The organism is Halorussus gelatinilyticus (assembly GCF_023238445.1).
In the GTDB taxonomy this organism is placed as follows: Archaea; Halobacteriota; Halobacteria; order Halobacteriales; family Haladaptataceae; genus Halorussus; species Halorussus gelatinilyticus.
In genome coordinates this window covers 533,163-547,168 of sequence record NZ_CP096658.1, presented here as the reverse complement: position 1 = coordinate 547,168, position 14,006 = coordinate 533,163, and the positions used below count along the sequence as shown (strand labels likewise).

At 65.1% G+C, this 14,006-nt stretch carries 24 protein-coding genes; 2 read left to right on the top strand and 22 right to left on the bottom strand.

Annotated elements, in window-relative coordinates:
- Window positions 1–89 precede the first annotated feature (89 nt).
- On the bottom strand, window positions 90–1,562 hold the full coding sequence (gene secY / locus M0R88_RS02880; protein WP_248655459.1) for a preprotein translocase subunit SecY: 1,473 nt from the start codon (window positions 1,560–1,562) through the stop codon (window positions 90–92).
- Window positions 1,563–1,718: 156 nt separating this feature from the next.
- On the opposite strand from secY, the gene M0R88_RS02875 reads away from it, so the two are divergent.
- A complete protein-coding gene (locus M0R88_RS02875; protein WP_248655458.1) occupies window positions 1,719–2,501 on the top strand; it encodes a DUF6663 family protein in 783 nt (260 codons plus the stop codon).
- Between the two features lie 58 nt (window positions 2,502–2,559).
- Here M0R88_RS02875 and M0R88_RS02870 read toward each other — a convergent pair whose 3' ends face one another.
- Window positions 2,560–3,291, bottom strand: a complete 732-nt coding sequence (locus M0R88_RS02870) for a helix-turn-helix domain-containing protein (RefSeq protein WP_248655457.1) — start codon at window positions 3,289–3,291, stop codon at window positions 2,560–2,562.
- Between the two features lie 32 nt (window positions 3,292–3,323).
- Here M0R88_RS02870 and M0R88_RS02865 point away from each other — a divergent pair, with 32 nt between their 5' ends.
- Window positions 3,324–3,878 carry a DUF4188 domain-containing protein gene (locus M0R88_RS02865; RefSeq protein ID WP_248655456.1) on the top strand — a complete coding sequence of 185 codons (555 nt, stop codon included), beginning with the start codon at window positions 3,324–3,326 and terminating at the stop codon, window positions 3,876–3,878.
- A 44-nt stretch (window positions 3,879–3,922) separates the two neighbouring features.
- Here the strand turns inward: M0R88_RS02865 and M0R88_RS02860 are convergent, their stop codons facing one another.
- The 20 genes from M0R88_RS02860 to M0R88_RS02765 all read right to left on the bottom strand — a co-directional run bounded on the left by M0R88_RS02860 (window position 3,923) and on the right by M0R88_RS02765 (window position 14,005).
- On the bottom strand, window positions 3,923–4,582 hold the full coding sequence (locus tag M0R88_RS02860; protein ID WP_248655455.1) for an HAD family hydrolase: 660 nt from the start codon (window positions 4,580–4,582) through the stop codon (window positions 3,923–3,925).
- Between the two features lie 110 nt (window positions 4,583–4,692).
- A complete protein-coding gene (locus M0R88_RS02855; protein WP_248655454.1) occupies window positions 4,693–5,178 on the bottom strand; it encodes an uL15m family ribosomal protein in 486 nt (161 codons plus the stop codon).
- A 2-nt stretch (window positions 5,179–5,180) separates the two neighbouring features.
- Entirely contained in the window at window positions 5,181–5,645 is a 465-nt protein-coding gene (rpmD, locus tag M0R88_RS02850; protein WP_248655453.1) for a 50S ribosomal protein L30, read from the bottom strand.
- On the bottom strand, window positions 5,645–6,289 hold the full coding sequence (locus tag M0R88_RS02845) for a 30S ribosomal protein S5 (protein WP_248655452.1): 645 nt from the start codon (window positions 6,287–6,289) through the stop codon (window positions 5,645–5,647). The genes rpmD and M0R88_RS02845 overlap by 1 nt, the downstream gene beginning before the upstream one ends.
- 3 nt (window positions 6,290–6,292) lie before the next feature.
- A complete protein-coding gene (locus M0R88_RS02840; RefSeq protein WP_248655451.1) occupies window positions 6,293–6,844 on the bottom strand; it encodes a 50S ribosomal protein L18 in 552 nt (183 codons plus the stop codon).
- Between the two features lie 2 nt (window positions 6,845–6,846).
- The gene (locus M0R88_RS02835) at window positions 6,847–7,287 is read right to left on the bottom strand and encodes a 50S ribosomal protein L19e (protein ID WP_248655450.1); all 441 of its coding nucleotides are present in this window, start codon (window positions 7,285–7,287) and stop codon (window positions 6,847–6,849) included.
- The gene (locus tag M0R88_RS02830; protein ID WP_248655449.1) at window positions 7,284–8,000 is read right to left on the bottom strand and encodes a 50S ribosomal protein L32e; all 717 of its coding nucleotides are present in this window, start codon (window positions 7,998–8,000) and stop codon (window positions 7,284–7,286) included. Before M0R88_RS02830 ends, M0R88_RS02835 begins: the two co-directional genes overlap by 4 nt.
- Window positions 8,001–8,003: 3 nt before the next feature.
- A complete protein-coding gene (locus M0R88_RS02825) occupies window positions 8,004–8,540 on the bottom strand; it encodes a 50S ribosomal protein L6 (protein ID WP_248655448.1) in 537 nt (178 codons plus the stop codon).
- A gap of 2 nt (window positions 8,541–8,542) precedes the next feature.
- Complete coding sequence (locus M0R88_RS02820; RefSeq protein WP_248655447.1) at window positions 8,543–8,935, bottom strand: 30S ribosomal protein S8; 393 nt, start codon at window positions 8,933–8,935, stop codon at window positions 8,543–8,545.
- A 2-nt stretch (window positions 8,936–8,937) separates the two neighbouring features.
- The gene (locus M0R88_RS02815; RefSeq protein ID WP_248655446.1) at window positions 8,938–9,120 is read right to left on the bottom strand and encodes a 30S ribosomal protein S14; all 183 of its coding nucleotides are present in this window, start codon (window positions 9,118–9,120) and stop codon (window positions 8,938–8,940) included.
- On the bottom strand, window positions 9,117–9,641 hold the full coding sequence (locus M0R88_RS02810; RefSeq protein WP_248655445.1) for a 50S ribosomal protein L5: 525 nt from the start codon (window positions 9,639–9,641) through the stop codon (window positions 9,117–9,119). The genes M0R88_RS02815 and M0R88_RS02810 overlap by 4 nt, the downstream gene beginning before the upstream one ends.
- Complete coding sequence (locus M0R88_RS02805; protein WP_248655444.1) at window positions 9,638–10,354, bottom strand: 30S ribosomal protein S4e; 717 nt, start codon at window positions 10,352–10,354, stop codon at window positions 9,638–9,640. The genes M0R88_RS02810 and M0R88_RS02805 overlap by 4 nt, the downstream gene beginning before the upstream one ends.
- Window positions 10,351–10,707: a 50S ribosomal protein L24 gene (gene rplX, locus M0R88_RS02800; RefSeq protein ID WP_248655443.1), complete on the bottom strand. Its 357-nt coding sequence runs from the start codon at window positions 10,705–10,707 to the stop codon at window positions 10,351–10,353. Before rplX ends, M0R88_RS02805 begins: the two co-directional genes overlap by 4 nt.
- Entirely contained in the window at window positions 10,704–11,102 is a 399-nt protein-coding gene (locus tag M0R88_RS02795) for a 50S ribosomal protein L14 (RefSeq protein WP_248655442.1), read from the bottom strand. The genes rplX and M0R88_RS02795 overlap by 4 nt, the downstream gene beginning before the upstream one ends.
- Entirely contained in the window at window positions 11,102–11,479 is a 378-nt protein-coding gene (locus tag M0R88_RS02790; protein ID WP_248655441.1) for a 30S ribosomal protein S17, read from the bottom strand. The genes M0R88_RS02795 and M0R88_RS02790 overlap by 1 nt, the downstream gene beginning before the upstream one ends.
- On the bottom strand, window positions 11,464–11,943 hold the full coding sequence (locus M0R88_RS02785; RefSeq protein WP_248655440.1) for a ribonuclease P protein component 1: 480 nt from the start codon (window positions 11,941–11,943) through the stop codon (window positions 11,464–11,466). The genes M0R88_RS02790 and M0R88_RS02785 overlap by 16 nt, the downstream gene beginning before the upstream one ends.
- A 6-nt stretch (window positions 11,944–11,949) precedes the next feature.
- Complete coding sequence (gene rpmC / locus M0R88_RS02780) at window positions 11,950–12,171, bottom strand: 50S ribosomal protein L29 (RefSeq protein WP_248655439.1); 222 nt, start codon at window positions 12,169–12,171, stop codon at window positions 11,950–11,952.
- The gene (locus M0R88_RS02775; protein WP_248655438.1) at window positions 12,171–13,115 is read right to left on the bottom strand and encodes a 30S ribosomal protein S3; all 945 of its coding nucleotides are present in this window, start codon (window positions 13,113–13,115) and stop codon (window positions 12,171–12,173) included. Before M0R88_RS02775 ends, rpmC begins: the two co-directional genes overlap by 1 nt.
- On the bottom strand, window positions 13,115–13,576 hold the full coding sequence (locus M0R88_RS02770; RefSeq protein ID WP_248655437.1) for a 50S ribosomal protein L22: 462 nt from the start codon (window positions 13,574–13,576) through the stop codon (window positions 13,115–13,117). The genes M0R88_RS02775 and M0R88_RS02770 overlap by 1 nt, the downstream gene beginning before the upstream one ends.
- A gap of 3 nt (window positions 13,577–13,579) precedes the next feature.
- Complete coding sequence (locus M0R88_RS02765; RefSeq protein ID WP_248655436.1) at window positions 13,580–14,005, bottom strand: 30S ribosomal protein S19; 426 nt, start codon at window positions 14,003–14,005, stop codon at window positions 13,580–13,582.
- Between the last annotated feature and the right edge of the window lies 1 nt (window position 14,006).

Here is a 14,006-nt window from a genome sequence, read left to right as displayed (position 1 = left end):
GTTGGATACCGACCTCGACCTCCCCAACCGGACGCGGCCGGAGAGATTACTGTAAAGGCTTGGAAAGTTGGGTGACCCAGTGGGTACCCTTAATCTCCAAACATTTGACGCATCATCGGATGCATCTCCATCAACTGCTCTTCGGCGATCTCCTCGTAGAGCTTGTAGGTGATGGAGACGGTCAGCAGCAGTCCCGTCCCGGAGACGCCGCCGATGGTGCCGAGCATGTTCGCCAGCACGGCGAGCAAGCCGACGAGCGCACCGCCGATGACGGTGACCTGCGGGATGTAGCGCTCCATGACCTTCTCGATGACACCCGTGTTCTGGCGGAAGCCGGGAATCTGCATCCCGGAGTTCTGAATCTGCTTGGCGGTCGCTTCCGGACCCATGTCGGTGGTCTCCACCCAGAAGATGGCGAAGATGGCACCGCCGACCACCATGAAGGTGAGGTCGATGAGGACCCGGATGATGACCTGCCACGGCTCTTGGCCGATAGTCCCGGTCCACCACATCCACTGACCGGGCGACTGGATGGGCGCGAGGTAGTAGAACAGCCCGCCGGTCGGCGAGCCGCCCGAGTACGTCCCGAGCCAGTCGGGCATCCCGCCCGCACCGAGTTGGTTGTAGAGGATGCGCCCGAGGAACTGGAGGTTGGCCTGCAGCGCCCGGACGAGGATCATCGGCAGGACGCTGGCGTAGATGAGCTTCACGGGGAATCGGCCCCGAGCGCCCTTGACGCGGGCGTGGCTCAGGGGAATCTCGACCCGGACGCTCTCGGCGTACACGACGACCGCGAAGATGAGGACCGTCGTGACGAGCGCGATGATGTCACCGTTACCGACGAGCAGGTACTGAATCCCGCTCCCGGTCAGCAGCGAGGGCGCGTTCTCCGCGCTCCCGGTGATGAGACCGACCCACGTCGGGACGAGACCGGTTCGACCGGGGAGGCTCGGCCACGCGAACAGGCCGCCCAGCAGCTTCTGGCTCACGCCGGCGATGATGAACAGCCCGATACCGGAGCCGACGCCCCACTTGCTGATGATCTCGTCCATGAACAGGACGAGGATGCCACCGACCGCAATCTGGGCGAAGATGAGCCACTTGACGCCCATCACGCCGATACCGAGATTCTGGGCGACCTGCTGGTCTACCTGCAGGAAGCCGCCGGCGAACACCATCGGCAGACCGGTCAGACAGATCATCACGCCCACCAGCAGCTTCTGGAGGCCCTGATAGAGCACCTGATCGCGGGGGTCGTCGGTGTCCAGTCCGAGCAGGTCGGCACCGCCGAGCAATTGGAGGACGATGCTCGCGGTGACTATCGGACCGATACCGAGTTGCAAAACTGTCCCTTGTCCGCCCGCTAGAATCGAGCGGAACTGGCCGAAGGCGTCTTGGCCTCCGAGATTGACCCCGTACAGGAATACGTTCGTGAGGAAGAAATACAGAACCAACACGCCCGCGGTCCATCCAAGCTTCCGCTTGAACGGAACGTGGCCATCCGGGCGCCTCACGGAGGGCATCCGGGTGAGTACTGGTTCTGCGGCTTCTTTCCAACTCATATATCGCAATACATCGGACGGGGGCTTGTATGTGCTTCGCTTTGAATCACGGTCGGAGCGTGAGGCCTTCGCACGGTTCGGGCGGGCGTCGCCACCGCGTTCGCGGCGACCGAACCGATGCGAGCGATTTTCCCGGCTTCGATTCGTAGCGAGCGCATGACCGACGAGCGGGATTCGGACGACGACAGAATCGGCGACGATGCTCGGACCGACGACATCTGGCGCACGGAGGACCGGTCGGCCAGCGGTCGGGCCGCGGCCGACGACGGAGCCGACGACGCCGACTCGAGAGACGGGGACGCCGACTCGAGAGACGGGGACGGCCGAACCGTGGACGCCGACCGGACCGACGACGAGACGGAGTATCGCGTGCTCGCCACGCCGATGGACGACGGTCTCCGACTGCTCGACCGTCAGACCTTCGAGCCGGTCGTCACCGCCGAGGACGGCCACGACGCGCCGGTCGGGGACCTCCGACCCGGCTACCTCGTGGACGCGGTCCTCGACTGGTCGAGTCCCGACCCGACCGTCGAGTCGGTGTCGGTCCGCCGCCCGACGCTGTACGTCTTCGCCGACGGCATCGACCCGGTGTTCGAGGCGGCCCGCGAGACGTGGAGCGACGCGCGCGCCGCGGGCGACTCGATGAACAGTCGCGTCACGCGAAACACCGACAACGAGGTCAACGGCGTCCTCTACGTCTTCGCCGAGGACCCGACGAACGGCACGTTCGAGGCGTTCCGCGACGGCACGCGTCCGGTCGAGCCGCTGGTCGATAGGGTAAACGAGCAGGAGGGGTCGGCCCCGCGCGAGGTGTTCGTCCTCCGGCCCGAAGGCGGGGAGTTCGTCGTCGTCACCATCGCGCTCGCCAAGGGCGGACAGTTCGCCGACACGCTCCGGGAGACCTACGACCGGCCACGGCCTCCGGAACCGCTCGAATAGCCGTGGTCTACTCTCGTGACGCCGTGGCTCAACGTCCGGGGCTCGCGCGCTCTCGCCATCAGTCGTTCCCGAGGAGGACCGCTCCGAGAATCCGACGCTCGCCGCGGCGCAGTATCTCGCTCGCGGTGGACTTGTCGATTTCCAGTGTCTCCGCGAGGTCGGCCAGCGTACACTCGCGAGGCACCTCGAAGTAACCCTTGCGGAGCGCGGCGTCGAGACACTCTCGCTGGCGGTCGGTCAATAGGGTGCCGTGGCCGGTTAGCCCGCCCTCTCGGTCGGTCCGACTGTCCGTCTGGTCGTCGGTCTCGACCACCGACAAGAGGTCGTAGTCGAAGGCACTCTCGTCCAGCGCGGTTCCGACCGCCTCGAACTGCTCGCGGGTCGCGGTCAGGTCGAACTCGAAGCGCCCGTCGGTGACGACGACCGGAAACTCCGGCGGGAGCGACGACCGGCCCAGAAAGTCGTAGAGTCGCTGGTCGGTCGCTTCGTACTGGGCGAGCGTGCGCTCGTCGGCGGTGTAGAGCGGGTCGTACGCGACGACGTCTGAGTGGGACCGAATCGCCTCGCTCGCCGACACCGCCTCGTCGCCGACGATTTCGCCCAGTTCCATCGCTCGGTCTTCGACCGGAACGCCGGTGAGCAGTCGAAACGTCGCGTCCGGGAACGACCGCGAGACCGTCGAAATCCAAACGTCCTCGGGGAGCGCCATCCGGAACCGCGCTCGAATCACGGCGACTCCCCGCTCGCCGTCGCGTCGTTCCGTCGCGCCGTCCCCAACATGTTGGTGCAAACTCTATCGACCAGCGGCATAAATCCCCGTGTATGACCGATTCGTCTCGCGAGACGCCCGACGATGGCCGAATCCGCGCCGAACGAACGACTGCGCAACTGGACGGCGAGTTCGTCGTGTTCGTCATCGGGATGCGCCTCAACCGACTCTGGAAGGTCCACAAGTGGCTCCCGGTGGCGGCGGCGATGCCCCGGATGCTCCGGGAACTCGACGCCGACCCGGAGTCCGGTCTCCTACACCACGAGAGCCTGTTCGGATGGCGACTCCTCGTCTCGGTGCAGTATTGGGACTCCTTCGAGGAGCTTCGAGCCTACGCGCGGGACCTCGACCGGGAACACGTCCCGGCGTGGGCGTCGTACAACGAGTCGAGCGCCGGGACCGGCGACGTCGGCATCTTCCACGAGACGTACGTGGTCGAGGGCGACGACTACGAGAGCCTCTACAACGACATGCCGCGGTTCGGTCTCGGGGCGGCCGGACGGCTCCGCCGGGCCGACGACGAGGTCGAAACTGCGGGCAAGCGACTCGGGGTGGCCGACGACGACCTGCTCGTCGGCGACGACGGGCGGGTCGGCGAACGCTACTGATAGCTCTCGCCGACCCGCCTCACGAGCGAGGTCGGCGACGAGGCTCAGGCGCTACAGATGCGGTGGAGGTCGTCGAGACACTCGATGTCCCACGTCGGCCAGACGTTCAGGTCCCAGTCCGTGCGGTGGGGTCGCCGGATGAACGCCGAGTCGATGCCCGCGTTCTCGGCGGCCCGGATGTCCGACTCGTTGTCGCCGACGAACAGCGCCGAGTCGGCGTCCAAGTCGGCCAGCGCCCGGTCGATGTAGTGGGAGTTGGGCTTGCGACGGTCGAGGCTCTCGATGGTCGCCTCGCGACCGTACGCGGTGTCGAAGAGGTGGTCCACCTCGAAGTGTTCGATGAGGAAGTCCACCGTCTCCTGCTGGTTCGAGGAGACGATGCCCATCGAGGCGTCCAAGTCCGCGAGCGTGTGGATGTCGTCGTAGGGCGTCTTGCGCCCCTCGCGGGCCTCCATCTGCTGGGCGCGCGAGGAGGTGCTGTCAAGCGCCTTCCAGAACGTCTTCGGCGTGAGGTCGTACTCGGTGCAGATCTCGTTGACGCGACTTGGAGTCGCCCCAACGGTCATGTCGTCGATGTGATCGGGGTCCGGGTCGGTCACGTCGAACTTCTCGAACGTCCGCAGGGTCGCATCGCGGAGGACTTCGAAGCTCGTCCGGCCGACGAGGACACCGTCGTTGTCGAAGACGACGGTATCGTACGTCATAGTGCGTATTGAAGAGGGGGAGTTATAAGCGTTTCACTCAGTTCGCCACCGTCGGCTCGCGGACGGTGACGACACGAAAGAACGAAAACGAAAATCCGCGCGGAACGCGACTACTCGTCGTCCGACTCGTCGGCTTCTTCGTCGTCGGCTTCCTCGGCGCGGTCGCTCAGGACGGCGTCGCCGCCCTCTTCCTCGATGAGTTCGACCGCGCTCGCGGAGAAGGCGTCGGCCGTGACTTCGAGCTGGTTGCGGACCTGCCCGTCGCCGAGCACCTTTACGGCGTCGGCCTCCCAGCCGTCCTCGACGACGTCGCGGGCGTCGAGGCGGTAACCGAAGTCGGTCTCCTCGGCGTCGCCGTCGGCGGCCAGCAGGGCCGCGTCCTCGTCGAGCTTCTGGACCGTGACGGTCAGGACCTCGTCCTGAACCTTGTCCGGTCGGGAGAAGCCGTGCTTGCCGAGCGGTTCGTAGTTGTGGAACTCGTGTTTGGCGCGACCCGCGCGTCCGCGACCGCCGCGGTGACCGGCACCGCGCCGGTTCTTGTGACTACCGCCGCCGTGCGTGCGGGAGCCGCGCTGTCGTCGTTTCTTGTCCGTCATGGTTATCGCATCGCCTTCAGGAGCGAGTCGATTTCCTCGGTCTCGTGCTTGCCGAGTTGCCCGCCCTCATTGGTCGGGTGCTTGATGCCGTCGTGACCGCCGCGCGGCGGGTGCAGCCGAAGGACCGGGGAGAGACCCTGCTCGCGCAGCGTCGTCTCCTCGTCCAGCAGTGCGGCCGCGAGGTCGCTCACGTCGTCGTAGTCGGTGTTGTCCGCGACCCACTCGTCGTCGATTTGGGCGTCGCCCTCTTCGGGTTCGGCGCGCTTGCGGAGCACCGTCTCCAGCACGTCTTGGCTGGGTTCGCCGTACGCGGTGTAGTCGTTGACCTTCGTGATCATCCCGCGGTAGGCGTCGGTGTCCGGGACGAGCGTGCAGTGGTTGACGCGGTGCAGGTTCAGCATCTTCAGCGTGTCCTGCGTCGTGCCGGTCATGTCGACTTCGCCGCGAATCTGAACGACTGCCTTCATCACTCGGCCACCTCCTCGCTGAAGTCGGTTCGGCCCCGCGGACCGCGGGACTCGGCTGCGTTCTCCAAGGCGTTGTACGTTGCCTTGGCGAGGTTGAGCGTCGTCCGGGTGTTGCCGTGGCTCTTGGTCCACGCGTTCTCGACGCCGCCCAGTTCCAGAATCTTACGGACGGTGTCGGTCGCCGCGAGACCCAGCCCGGTCGGGGCCGGAATCAGTTCGACCTCGACGCTGCCTGCCTTGCCTTTCGTCCGGCGAGCCAGCGAGTGCGGTCGTTCGCTTCGGTCCTCCCACGACCCCGCGCCGCGGTTGACTCGAATCATGTTCAGCTTGGCGATGTCGATGGCCTTCTGGATGGCACCGCCGACTTGGTCGTCGCGGCCCTCGGCGTAGCCGACGTAGCCGTCGCGGTTGCCGATGGCGACGACGCAGCGGAACTTCACGCGGCGACCGGAGTCGGTCATGCGCTGGACCATATTGATGTCCAGCACCTCGTCCTCCAGTCCCGGCAGCAGCTGATCGACCAGCTCCGGCTCCTTCAGCGGGAGCCCGGAGTTGAGGGCGTCCTCCATCGTGTCGATGTCGCCCTCGGCGACTTTGCGGCCGAGACGGGTCTGGGGTTCCCAGCCGTCGTGGTTAGCACACATACGTTAGTCCTCCATGAGGTTCTCTCGCACTTCGTCGAAGTGCTCGGGTAGTTCGGTGGCGTCGAAATCCCCGCCGTACAGCGGTTCGTCCAACTGCTCGGCGTACTCGGCGATGTGTTCGCCGCGGTTGCGCGGCCACTCGGCCAGCACGCTGTCGTTGTGGGGGATGTCGAGGCCGGCGTCGATTGCGCCTTCCTGCACTGCGAATACTTTTCCTCCGGGCGTCGCGGTGTTGAGACCGATGTCGAGGACCGCTTCCTCGTATCCGGCGTCGAGCGCGCGCTTCCCGGCCAGCAGCCCCGTCAGGTACGCGCTGGGGAGGTTGCCCGTGGGGGCTTCCCAGCCGTACTCTTCGAGGTCGCCGGAGTACGCACTCGCAACCGTCTCGTCGCCGTCTGGACCCATCGTGACCAGCTGCGCCCTGACGTGCTTGTTGCTCTTGCGAGCGACAAGCCGGGGCTTGCCCGATTTCAGCAGGCGCAACCTCTGATGGTAGTCAGTCCGGACCTCGCGGCGACGGCGCATCGGCACCGTGTATCGTGGTCCTGTTGCCATTGTTAGTAGTTACTCTCGATGTAGTTCAGCAGGTACTGGACGCTACGGAACTCCCCGCCCTTGGCCTTGTCGTACAGGTCGCGGTACTGCGACTGCGTGATTTCGCCTTCGGCACGAAGTTCGCGGAGCTTCGTTCGCTGCGCGCGAATCGTCTGTTGCCACTGTTCCTTCCGCTGCTGGCGACCGCCCGACTTCCCTTTGCGGGTGCCGGCGCCGGTCTGGTGACCGTAGTCGCGCTTGGCCTTGCGCTTGCGAGCGCGGCCGCGGGAGTTGCCCTTCGCGTCTTTCGCTTTGATGGAGCCCTCGTCGACGAGTTCGCGGATGTCTTCGCGAGTAATCGCCTCCGCGATAGCTCCCTGCGCTTCGGGGTCGAACCAGACACGGTTCTCGCCGACGTCGAGGACGTCCGAGGCGAGTCGCTTCTGTGCGCTCAGGTCGCTCATTCTTCAACCTCCACTTCGACGTAGGTCGGGTTCAGAACGCGGATGCCCTGTTCTTCGGCCTGTTCCTCGATGCGCTCGCGCTTGCGAGCGCCGACCTTCGAGGCGATGCGGACCGCTTCCGTGTCGCCGTCCACGCCTTCGAGGTCGTCGGTGTTGTGGACGCGGACCTCCTCGAAGCCGCTGGGGTGCTTGCCGCGCACCTCCTTGGGCGTCCGGAAGCCGGCCTGAACCGTGTCGCCCTTGCCCTTGATGCCGCGGCGCTGCTTCGAGAGCTGACCGCGCGGGCGTCGCCACGAGGTCGGCGTCCGCTTCTTCTTGTGGTAGTCCTGCCGGTTGAACTGCGGCTTGCCGACGCGTTTGCGCTGCGTGAGGAGTTCCTCCTCGCGCTCGCTGAGGTCGGGGGTCTTGTCGACCAGCCCGCGAGGCTGGAGTTCGGTCTCGACCTCCTCCTCGGTCTCGGCTTCCGGTTCCTCCGGCTCTTCCTCTTCGATTTCGGCCTCGGTCTCCTCTTCGACTTCGAGACCGCCAACGTCCGCCTTGATGCGGGCGGCGAGGGCGTTCCCGATGCCTTCGACCTCCGCGAGGTCGTCTTGACTCGCGGCCTTCACGTCCTGTACGGACTCGAAGCCTGCGTCGCGGAGCGCGTCGGCCTTGCTCGGGCCGACCCCGCTTACGTCTTCGAGCGATTGGGGTTCGTCGTTTTCGTCTGCCATTCGTTAGACACCTCCAGTCTGGGGCTTCTCGGTGATGTAGACGCCGTCTTGGAAGACGCGGGTGTCCTTGTCCTGCACGCGGGTGAGCTGTTCGATGTCCGCGGCCGTCTGGCCGACGTCCTCGATGCTCGGGCCGCTCAGGTGGAGGACCTCGTCGTCCACGTCGACGGTCGTATCGCCGTGAATATTGGTGGTTCGAGGAGCCTTCTCGCCGAGGAAGTTCTCGATGACGACCTCGCCGTTCTCGGCGCGGACCTGCATCGGGAAGTGGGAGTAGAACACCTCCATGGTGTACTCCCAGCCCTCGGTCACGCCGTGGAACATGTTGCGAACGTGGCTCTCGAACGTGCCCACGGTCGCGTTGGTCTTGGCGTCTTCCTCCTCGCTCTCGATGACCACCGAGGCGTCCTCGGCGCTCACGGACACGTCGGGATACCAGAGGCGTCGCGTGACGGCACCCTCCGGCCCCTCGACGGTGAGTTCGAGGTGGTCCATCTCCGCGGTCACGTCGTCCGGAATTTCGAGTTCTGTTCGTGCCATTGTTAGTAGACGTACGCGATGACCTGACCACCGACGCCCTCTTCGCGGGCCTCGTAGTGGCTCATGACGCCGCGGCTGGTCGTGACGACGAGCGCCCCGTAGTCACGGGCGGGGAGGAACCGCTTCTCCCACTTCTCGAACTCGTCGGACCCGGCGGAGTACCGGGGCTTGACCGCGCCGCACTCGTTGATGGCGCCTTTCAGTTCGACCTCGAACTGACCGGCCTTGCCGTCGTCGACGAACTCGAAGCCGTCGATGTACCCGCGGTCGTAGAAGACTTCGAGTACGCTGCCGATCTCGTTCGAGGCGGGCTGTACGTTGTGGTCCAGATGGCCGACGCTCTCGGCGTTGTCGATGCCCGAGAGCGCGTTGGCCAGCGGATCGTTTCCTGCCATGATTATCGATACTTCTTGAAGCCCATGCTTCGGGCGACTTCGCGGAAACACTGCCGACACAGGTTGATGTCGTACTTGCCGACGAGACCCTGCTTGCGACCGCAGCGCTGGCACTCGTCCGTCTGCCCGGTGCGCTTGGCGGCGTGTTCCCCAGTCGTCTCGGCGTCTATCTCGCTTTCACTCATCGTTGCACCTCCACGTCGAAGTTCGATTCGAGGTACGCGATGGCGTCCTCGGCGTCCAGCTTGTGGGCCGAGGGGACCGACCGCGTGACCTTGTCGCGCTTGCTGATTCGGTAGCCCGGCCGGACGAGGTTGACCGTCACGTCGAGACCGTAGATGCCGACGTTCGGGTCGTACTCTTGGCTCGGGAACTCGGTGTGTTCCTCGACGCCGAAGCTGAAGTTCCCGGTCTCGTCGAACTGACGAGCCGCGATGTCGGCCAGCGGCAGCGCCTTCTGGAGGAACTCCTGAGCCTCGTCGTCGCGCAGGGTGACCTTCGCGCCGATGGGGTCGCCCTGACGGATGCCGAACTCGGGCTTGGTGGACTTGGCCAGCGTCCGCACGCTCTGCTGGCCCGTCACGCTTTCGAGGATGTCCTCGGCGTCCGCGAGTTCGCGGCCACCTTCGCCGACGCCCATGTGGACGACGACCTTCTCGACGGTGGGTTCGCGCATCTCGTGGAACTCGCTTTCCGCTTCGCTCATTCGTCGTCACCTCCGGTATCGTCGCCGCCGACGAAGTTCTCGTCGATGACGACGACGTACTCTTCGACCGTCTCGAAGCTGCCGTCGTCGGTCTCGACCACGACGCTGTTCGAACCGCTACCCGGCGTCACCAGAATCTCGGTGACTTCGCCGATGTCGCCCGCGTGCGAACCGCGGACCGCGGTCACGAGACTGCCTTCCTCGTAGGGGAAGTGCGCGACGACCTCGCTGTCGTCGTTGCTGACGACGATGGAGTCGCCCGCGCTGTACTCGTCGTCCTCGACGAGGATGTTCTGCCCGTCGTGGAGGTTGAGCTGGGTGCGACCGCCCGAGACCTTCGTCTTGTCCTCGATTTTGCCGAGTTTGCTCTCGGCGGCGTCGGCGTCGATCTCGCTCAGCGCGAGGCGACCGCCTTCGTCGGGGAAGACGCGGTAGTGCTCGTCGCGCTCGGTGAACGCGAGGATGTCGAACATCCCGATGGGTCGGTCCTCGGCGACGTTCTCGTCGCCGTTGACCAGCACGTTGCCTTGGTCGAGGGCGTACCGCGCTTCCTTCCGGGACTGGACGTAGCCCAGCACGTCCCGCAGCAGGATGATGAGGGGTACGCCGTCCTCGCCGTGGGGGCCGGAGTCGGCCTTCACGGTGAAGGTTTCGGTCTTGCGCTCGACCGGCCAGGACTTCGGAACTGAGAGTCGCTTCTGGTGTTTCGTCATTCGTTCTCACCTCGGAGGCGCTCCTCGCGCAGGTCGTCTTCGAGGTCGAGGTCGGTGACTTTGAGATTGCTCGCGTCGAGCGGCCGGGGCACTTCCTCGCCGTCGGCCTTCTCGACGGTCACGTCCTCGACGTGAACGACCGCGTCGCGGAGGTCTACGTCGATGACCTCGCCTTCCTCGCCGGCGAAGTCCCCGCGCATCACCTCGACGGTGTCGCCCGCGTTGACGCGGACGCTGCGGGTGTCGAACTCCTCGCGGAGGTCGTCGGCGAGCGTCGCCTTGACCTGCTCGTGTCGCTCGTGGAGCGAGGCGCGCTCGGTCTGGTTTCGTTGTTTGCGTGGTTGCTGAGTCATACTATCATCGTAGCGGTGCTTGCGATGCTTCCGAACCGCTCTGCGACTTCCCGCGCGATGGGACCCTTGATCTCGGTCCCGCGCGGTTCCTCGACGTCGTCGATGATGACGGCCGCGTTGTCTTCGAACTTGACGCGGGTGCCGTCGGGACGACGGATGGACTTGCGCTGGCGGACGATGACTGCCTCCAGCACCTGTCGTCGCATCTCGGGGGTACCCTTCGTGACCGAGACGGTCACTTTGTCACCGATGCCCGCCTTCGGGTGTCGGCTCTTGGTGCCCGAGTAGCCGGAGACGCTGATGAGCTTGAGTTCGCGCGCGCCGGTGTTGTCGGCGCACGTCAGCAGTGAACCCTTCGAGAGGCCCTGCGTCACGTCGGCTTTGAGCGCTTCCATTACTCCTCGCCCTCCGTTTCGTCTTGTTGTTCTGTTCCGCCCGCGCCGAAGCTCCGCGTCGTCTCGAACTGCTCGACGACGACGTGGCTCTTCGTTTTCGAAAGCGGTCGGGTCTCTGCGATACGAACCGTGTCGCCGACTTCCAGTTCCATGCAGTCCGGGTGGTGTGCCGGGACTCGGGACCGGCGCTTCATGTACCGGTCGTACTTCGGAACCGGAACGTCGTACTCTCGCTCGACGATCACGGTTTTGTCCATGTCTGTGGAAGCGACCTCTCCTTCGAGCGTCTGACCGCGCACGGACAGCGTTCCGTGGAACGGACAGTTCTCGTCGGAGCAGGTCCCTTCCGGCTCTGATACGTTCAGTCCTGTTGCCATGTTGGTTCACCTGCGTTTTCGGTGCGCAATTCGGGTCGTGAGAGCAGCCGCGCGCCATCCACCGTAACGTAGGCCACGCCCTCGCTACCATCGGACGAGGTCCGATGGGCCTCCGAGTGCCCCTCGGAGGTGCAGTCAGACGAAGCCTGACAGCCCTCCGAACGTGGTTCGGAGACAGCACCAGACTGACCGGATTGGACTCCGGCAGTTTCCGATGCAAGTTTGGACGCGGTCCCCGGAGCCTTCTCGACCCCGGCGGGTTCATCTGTGAGCGCGAACTCGAATGTCGAGCCCTCTTTGGGCACCTGCCGCACCCGAGAGTCCGACGCGACGCTCAACGTGCCCTGCGTCTCGGCGACGACCCGGCCCTCGATTCCCACGAGGTCCGGGTTCGGCGCGTCGGCGACGCGGACGTGGAGTCCGTTGAGTTCGTGTCGCGTCAGTGTCTCGGGTGTGAGTGGCATGTGCGGTTATTCTTCGTCTGCTTCGTCCAGGTCGCCTTCCTCGCGCTGAATCGTCTTGATTCGCGCGATGGTCCGGCGAAGCTCCTTGAATCGGCCGGGGTCCTCCGGCGCGCCACCGGCGGCCTTCACGGCCTTCGCGTTGAGGAGTTCGGTTTCGAGGTCTTCCAGCTCCGACTCGCGTTCTGCGGGAGTCATGTCGCGGATCTCCTCGGTGTGAAGAATCGCCATTATTCCTCACCCTCCTCGGATTCGCTCTCCTCGTCTTCCATCTCGTCCATGAGGTCCTCGGCTTCCTGCTCGACTTCCTCTTCGAGCTCGTCGAGTTCCTCCTCGACGGGCTGCTCGGACTCGGCCTCCTCGGCCGACTCCTCCGAGTCGCTCTGGGTCTCGTCCTCGATGACCTCTTCGACGACTTCCTCGTCGAGGTCCTCTTCGCCGGGTTCGGCGGCTTCTTCGTCGGCCGACTCGTCCTCACGAAGCTCTTCGAGTTCCTCGTCGGTCGGCTCTTCGAGGAGTTCCTCGACGCCGGCCTGCTCGTTGGCCTCGACGGCTTCGGGGACGATCTCCTCGGGGTTCGCGTCCTCTTCGATGTCGAAGTCGTCGGGGAGCTTGGCGTTCGGCGGGATGATCTTCACGTCCACGCCGATGGTGCCGAGCTTCAGGACGGCGACGCCCTGTCCGTGGTCGACGATGTTCTCGGCGGGTTCGCCGTTGTGCTTGATGTAGCCGCGGTTGAACTTCTCGACGCGCGAGCGAGCGCCCGTGACCTTGCCCGAGAGGACGATCTCGGCACCGAGGGCACCGGCGTCCATGATGCGGTCGATGGTGGTGTGTCCGGCTTTCCGGAAGTACCAGCCGCGTTCGAGTGCGTTGGCGAGTCGGTCCGCGACGATGCGGGCGTTGAGGTCCGGCTCGTCGACTTCCTGCACGTCGATCTGCGGGTCTTCGAGGTCGAACCGCTCTTCGAGCTGCGTGGTAATCTTCCGGATGTTCTTCCCGCCCTTGCCGATGACCATACCGGGCTTCTCGGCCTTGAGGACGATCTGAGTGCCCATCGGGGTCTTGGCGACGTCCATGCCGCCGTAGCCCGCGCGACCGAGTTCGTCGGAGAAGAACTCGTCTATCTGCGAGCGCTGGAGTCCGTCGTGAATGAACTGCTGTTCGTCTGCCATTATTCTTCAACCTCCTCGAGTACGAGTTCGACGTCTACTTCCGGCGTGTTCCACGCGCTCGCTCGCCCCATCGCTCGGGGCTTGCGGCCCTGCACCTCGCCGATCTTGTGGGCGGCGACGTGCATGATCTCCATCGACTCGCCGTCGAAGCCCTGCTCGTCGGCGTTGTTGACGACGTTCGTGATGAGGTCGAGGAAGGCCTCGCTGGCCTTCTCGGGGTAGCGACCGGCGTCCCAGCCGTCGATGTCGCTACGGTGGCCGACGCCGCTGTTGTGCTGCTTGAACGGCACCGACCGCTCGCCGTCGATGACCGCCTGCAGGTACTCCGTGGCGTCCGCCGCGGTCATGCCCTTGATCTCGCGGGCGATGGCTTTGCTGTGCTTGTGGCTCATGTGCCGCTCCCGGAGCATCCCCTTGGCGGTGGTGTCCGGGTCGGTCTCGACGCTGTAGCTGATTCCCATGGTTTACTTGAGTGGCACGAACTTCGAGGAGCGGGTCGCGCCGATACCGGCCTGTCCGTGTTCGACCGACTTGCGCGTCAGCTGGAACTCGCCGAGGTAGTGACCGAGCATCTCGGGCTCGACGTAGACGCGCTCGAAGCTCTGGCCGTCGTAGACGGCGAACGTCTTCCCGACGAACTCGGGCAGAATCGGCATGTTCCGGAGGTGAGTCCGAATCGGGTCGTTGGCCGAGCCTTCCTCGGTCGCCTCGCGGGCCTTTTCGAGCAGTTTCTCCTGCTCGGTGGACAGACCGCGCTCGATGGTTCGCCGCTGGCGTGCGGGAAGCAGTTCCGCGACTTCCTCAAGACTCATGTCCTGCAGTTCGTCGAGGTCATGACCGCGGAAGGTGAACTCACCATCGCGGCCGGTTCGGTATTCGCCTTCGCTCATG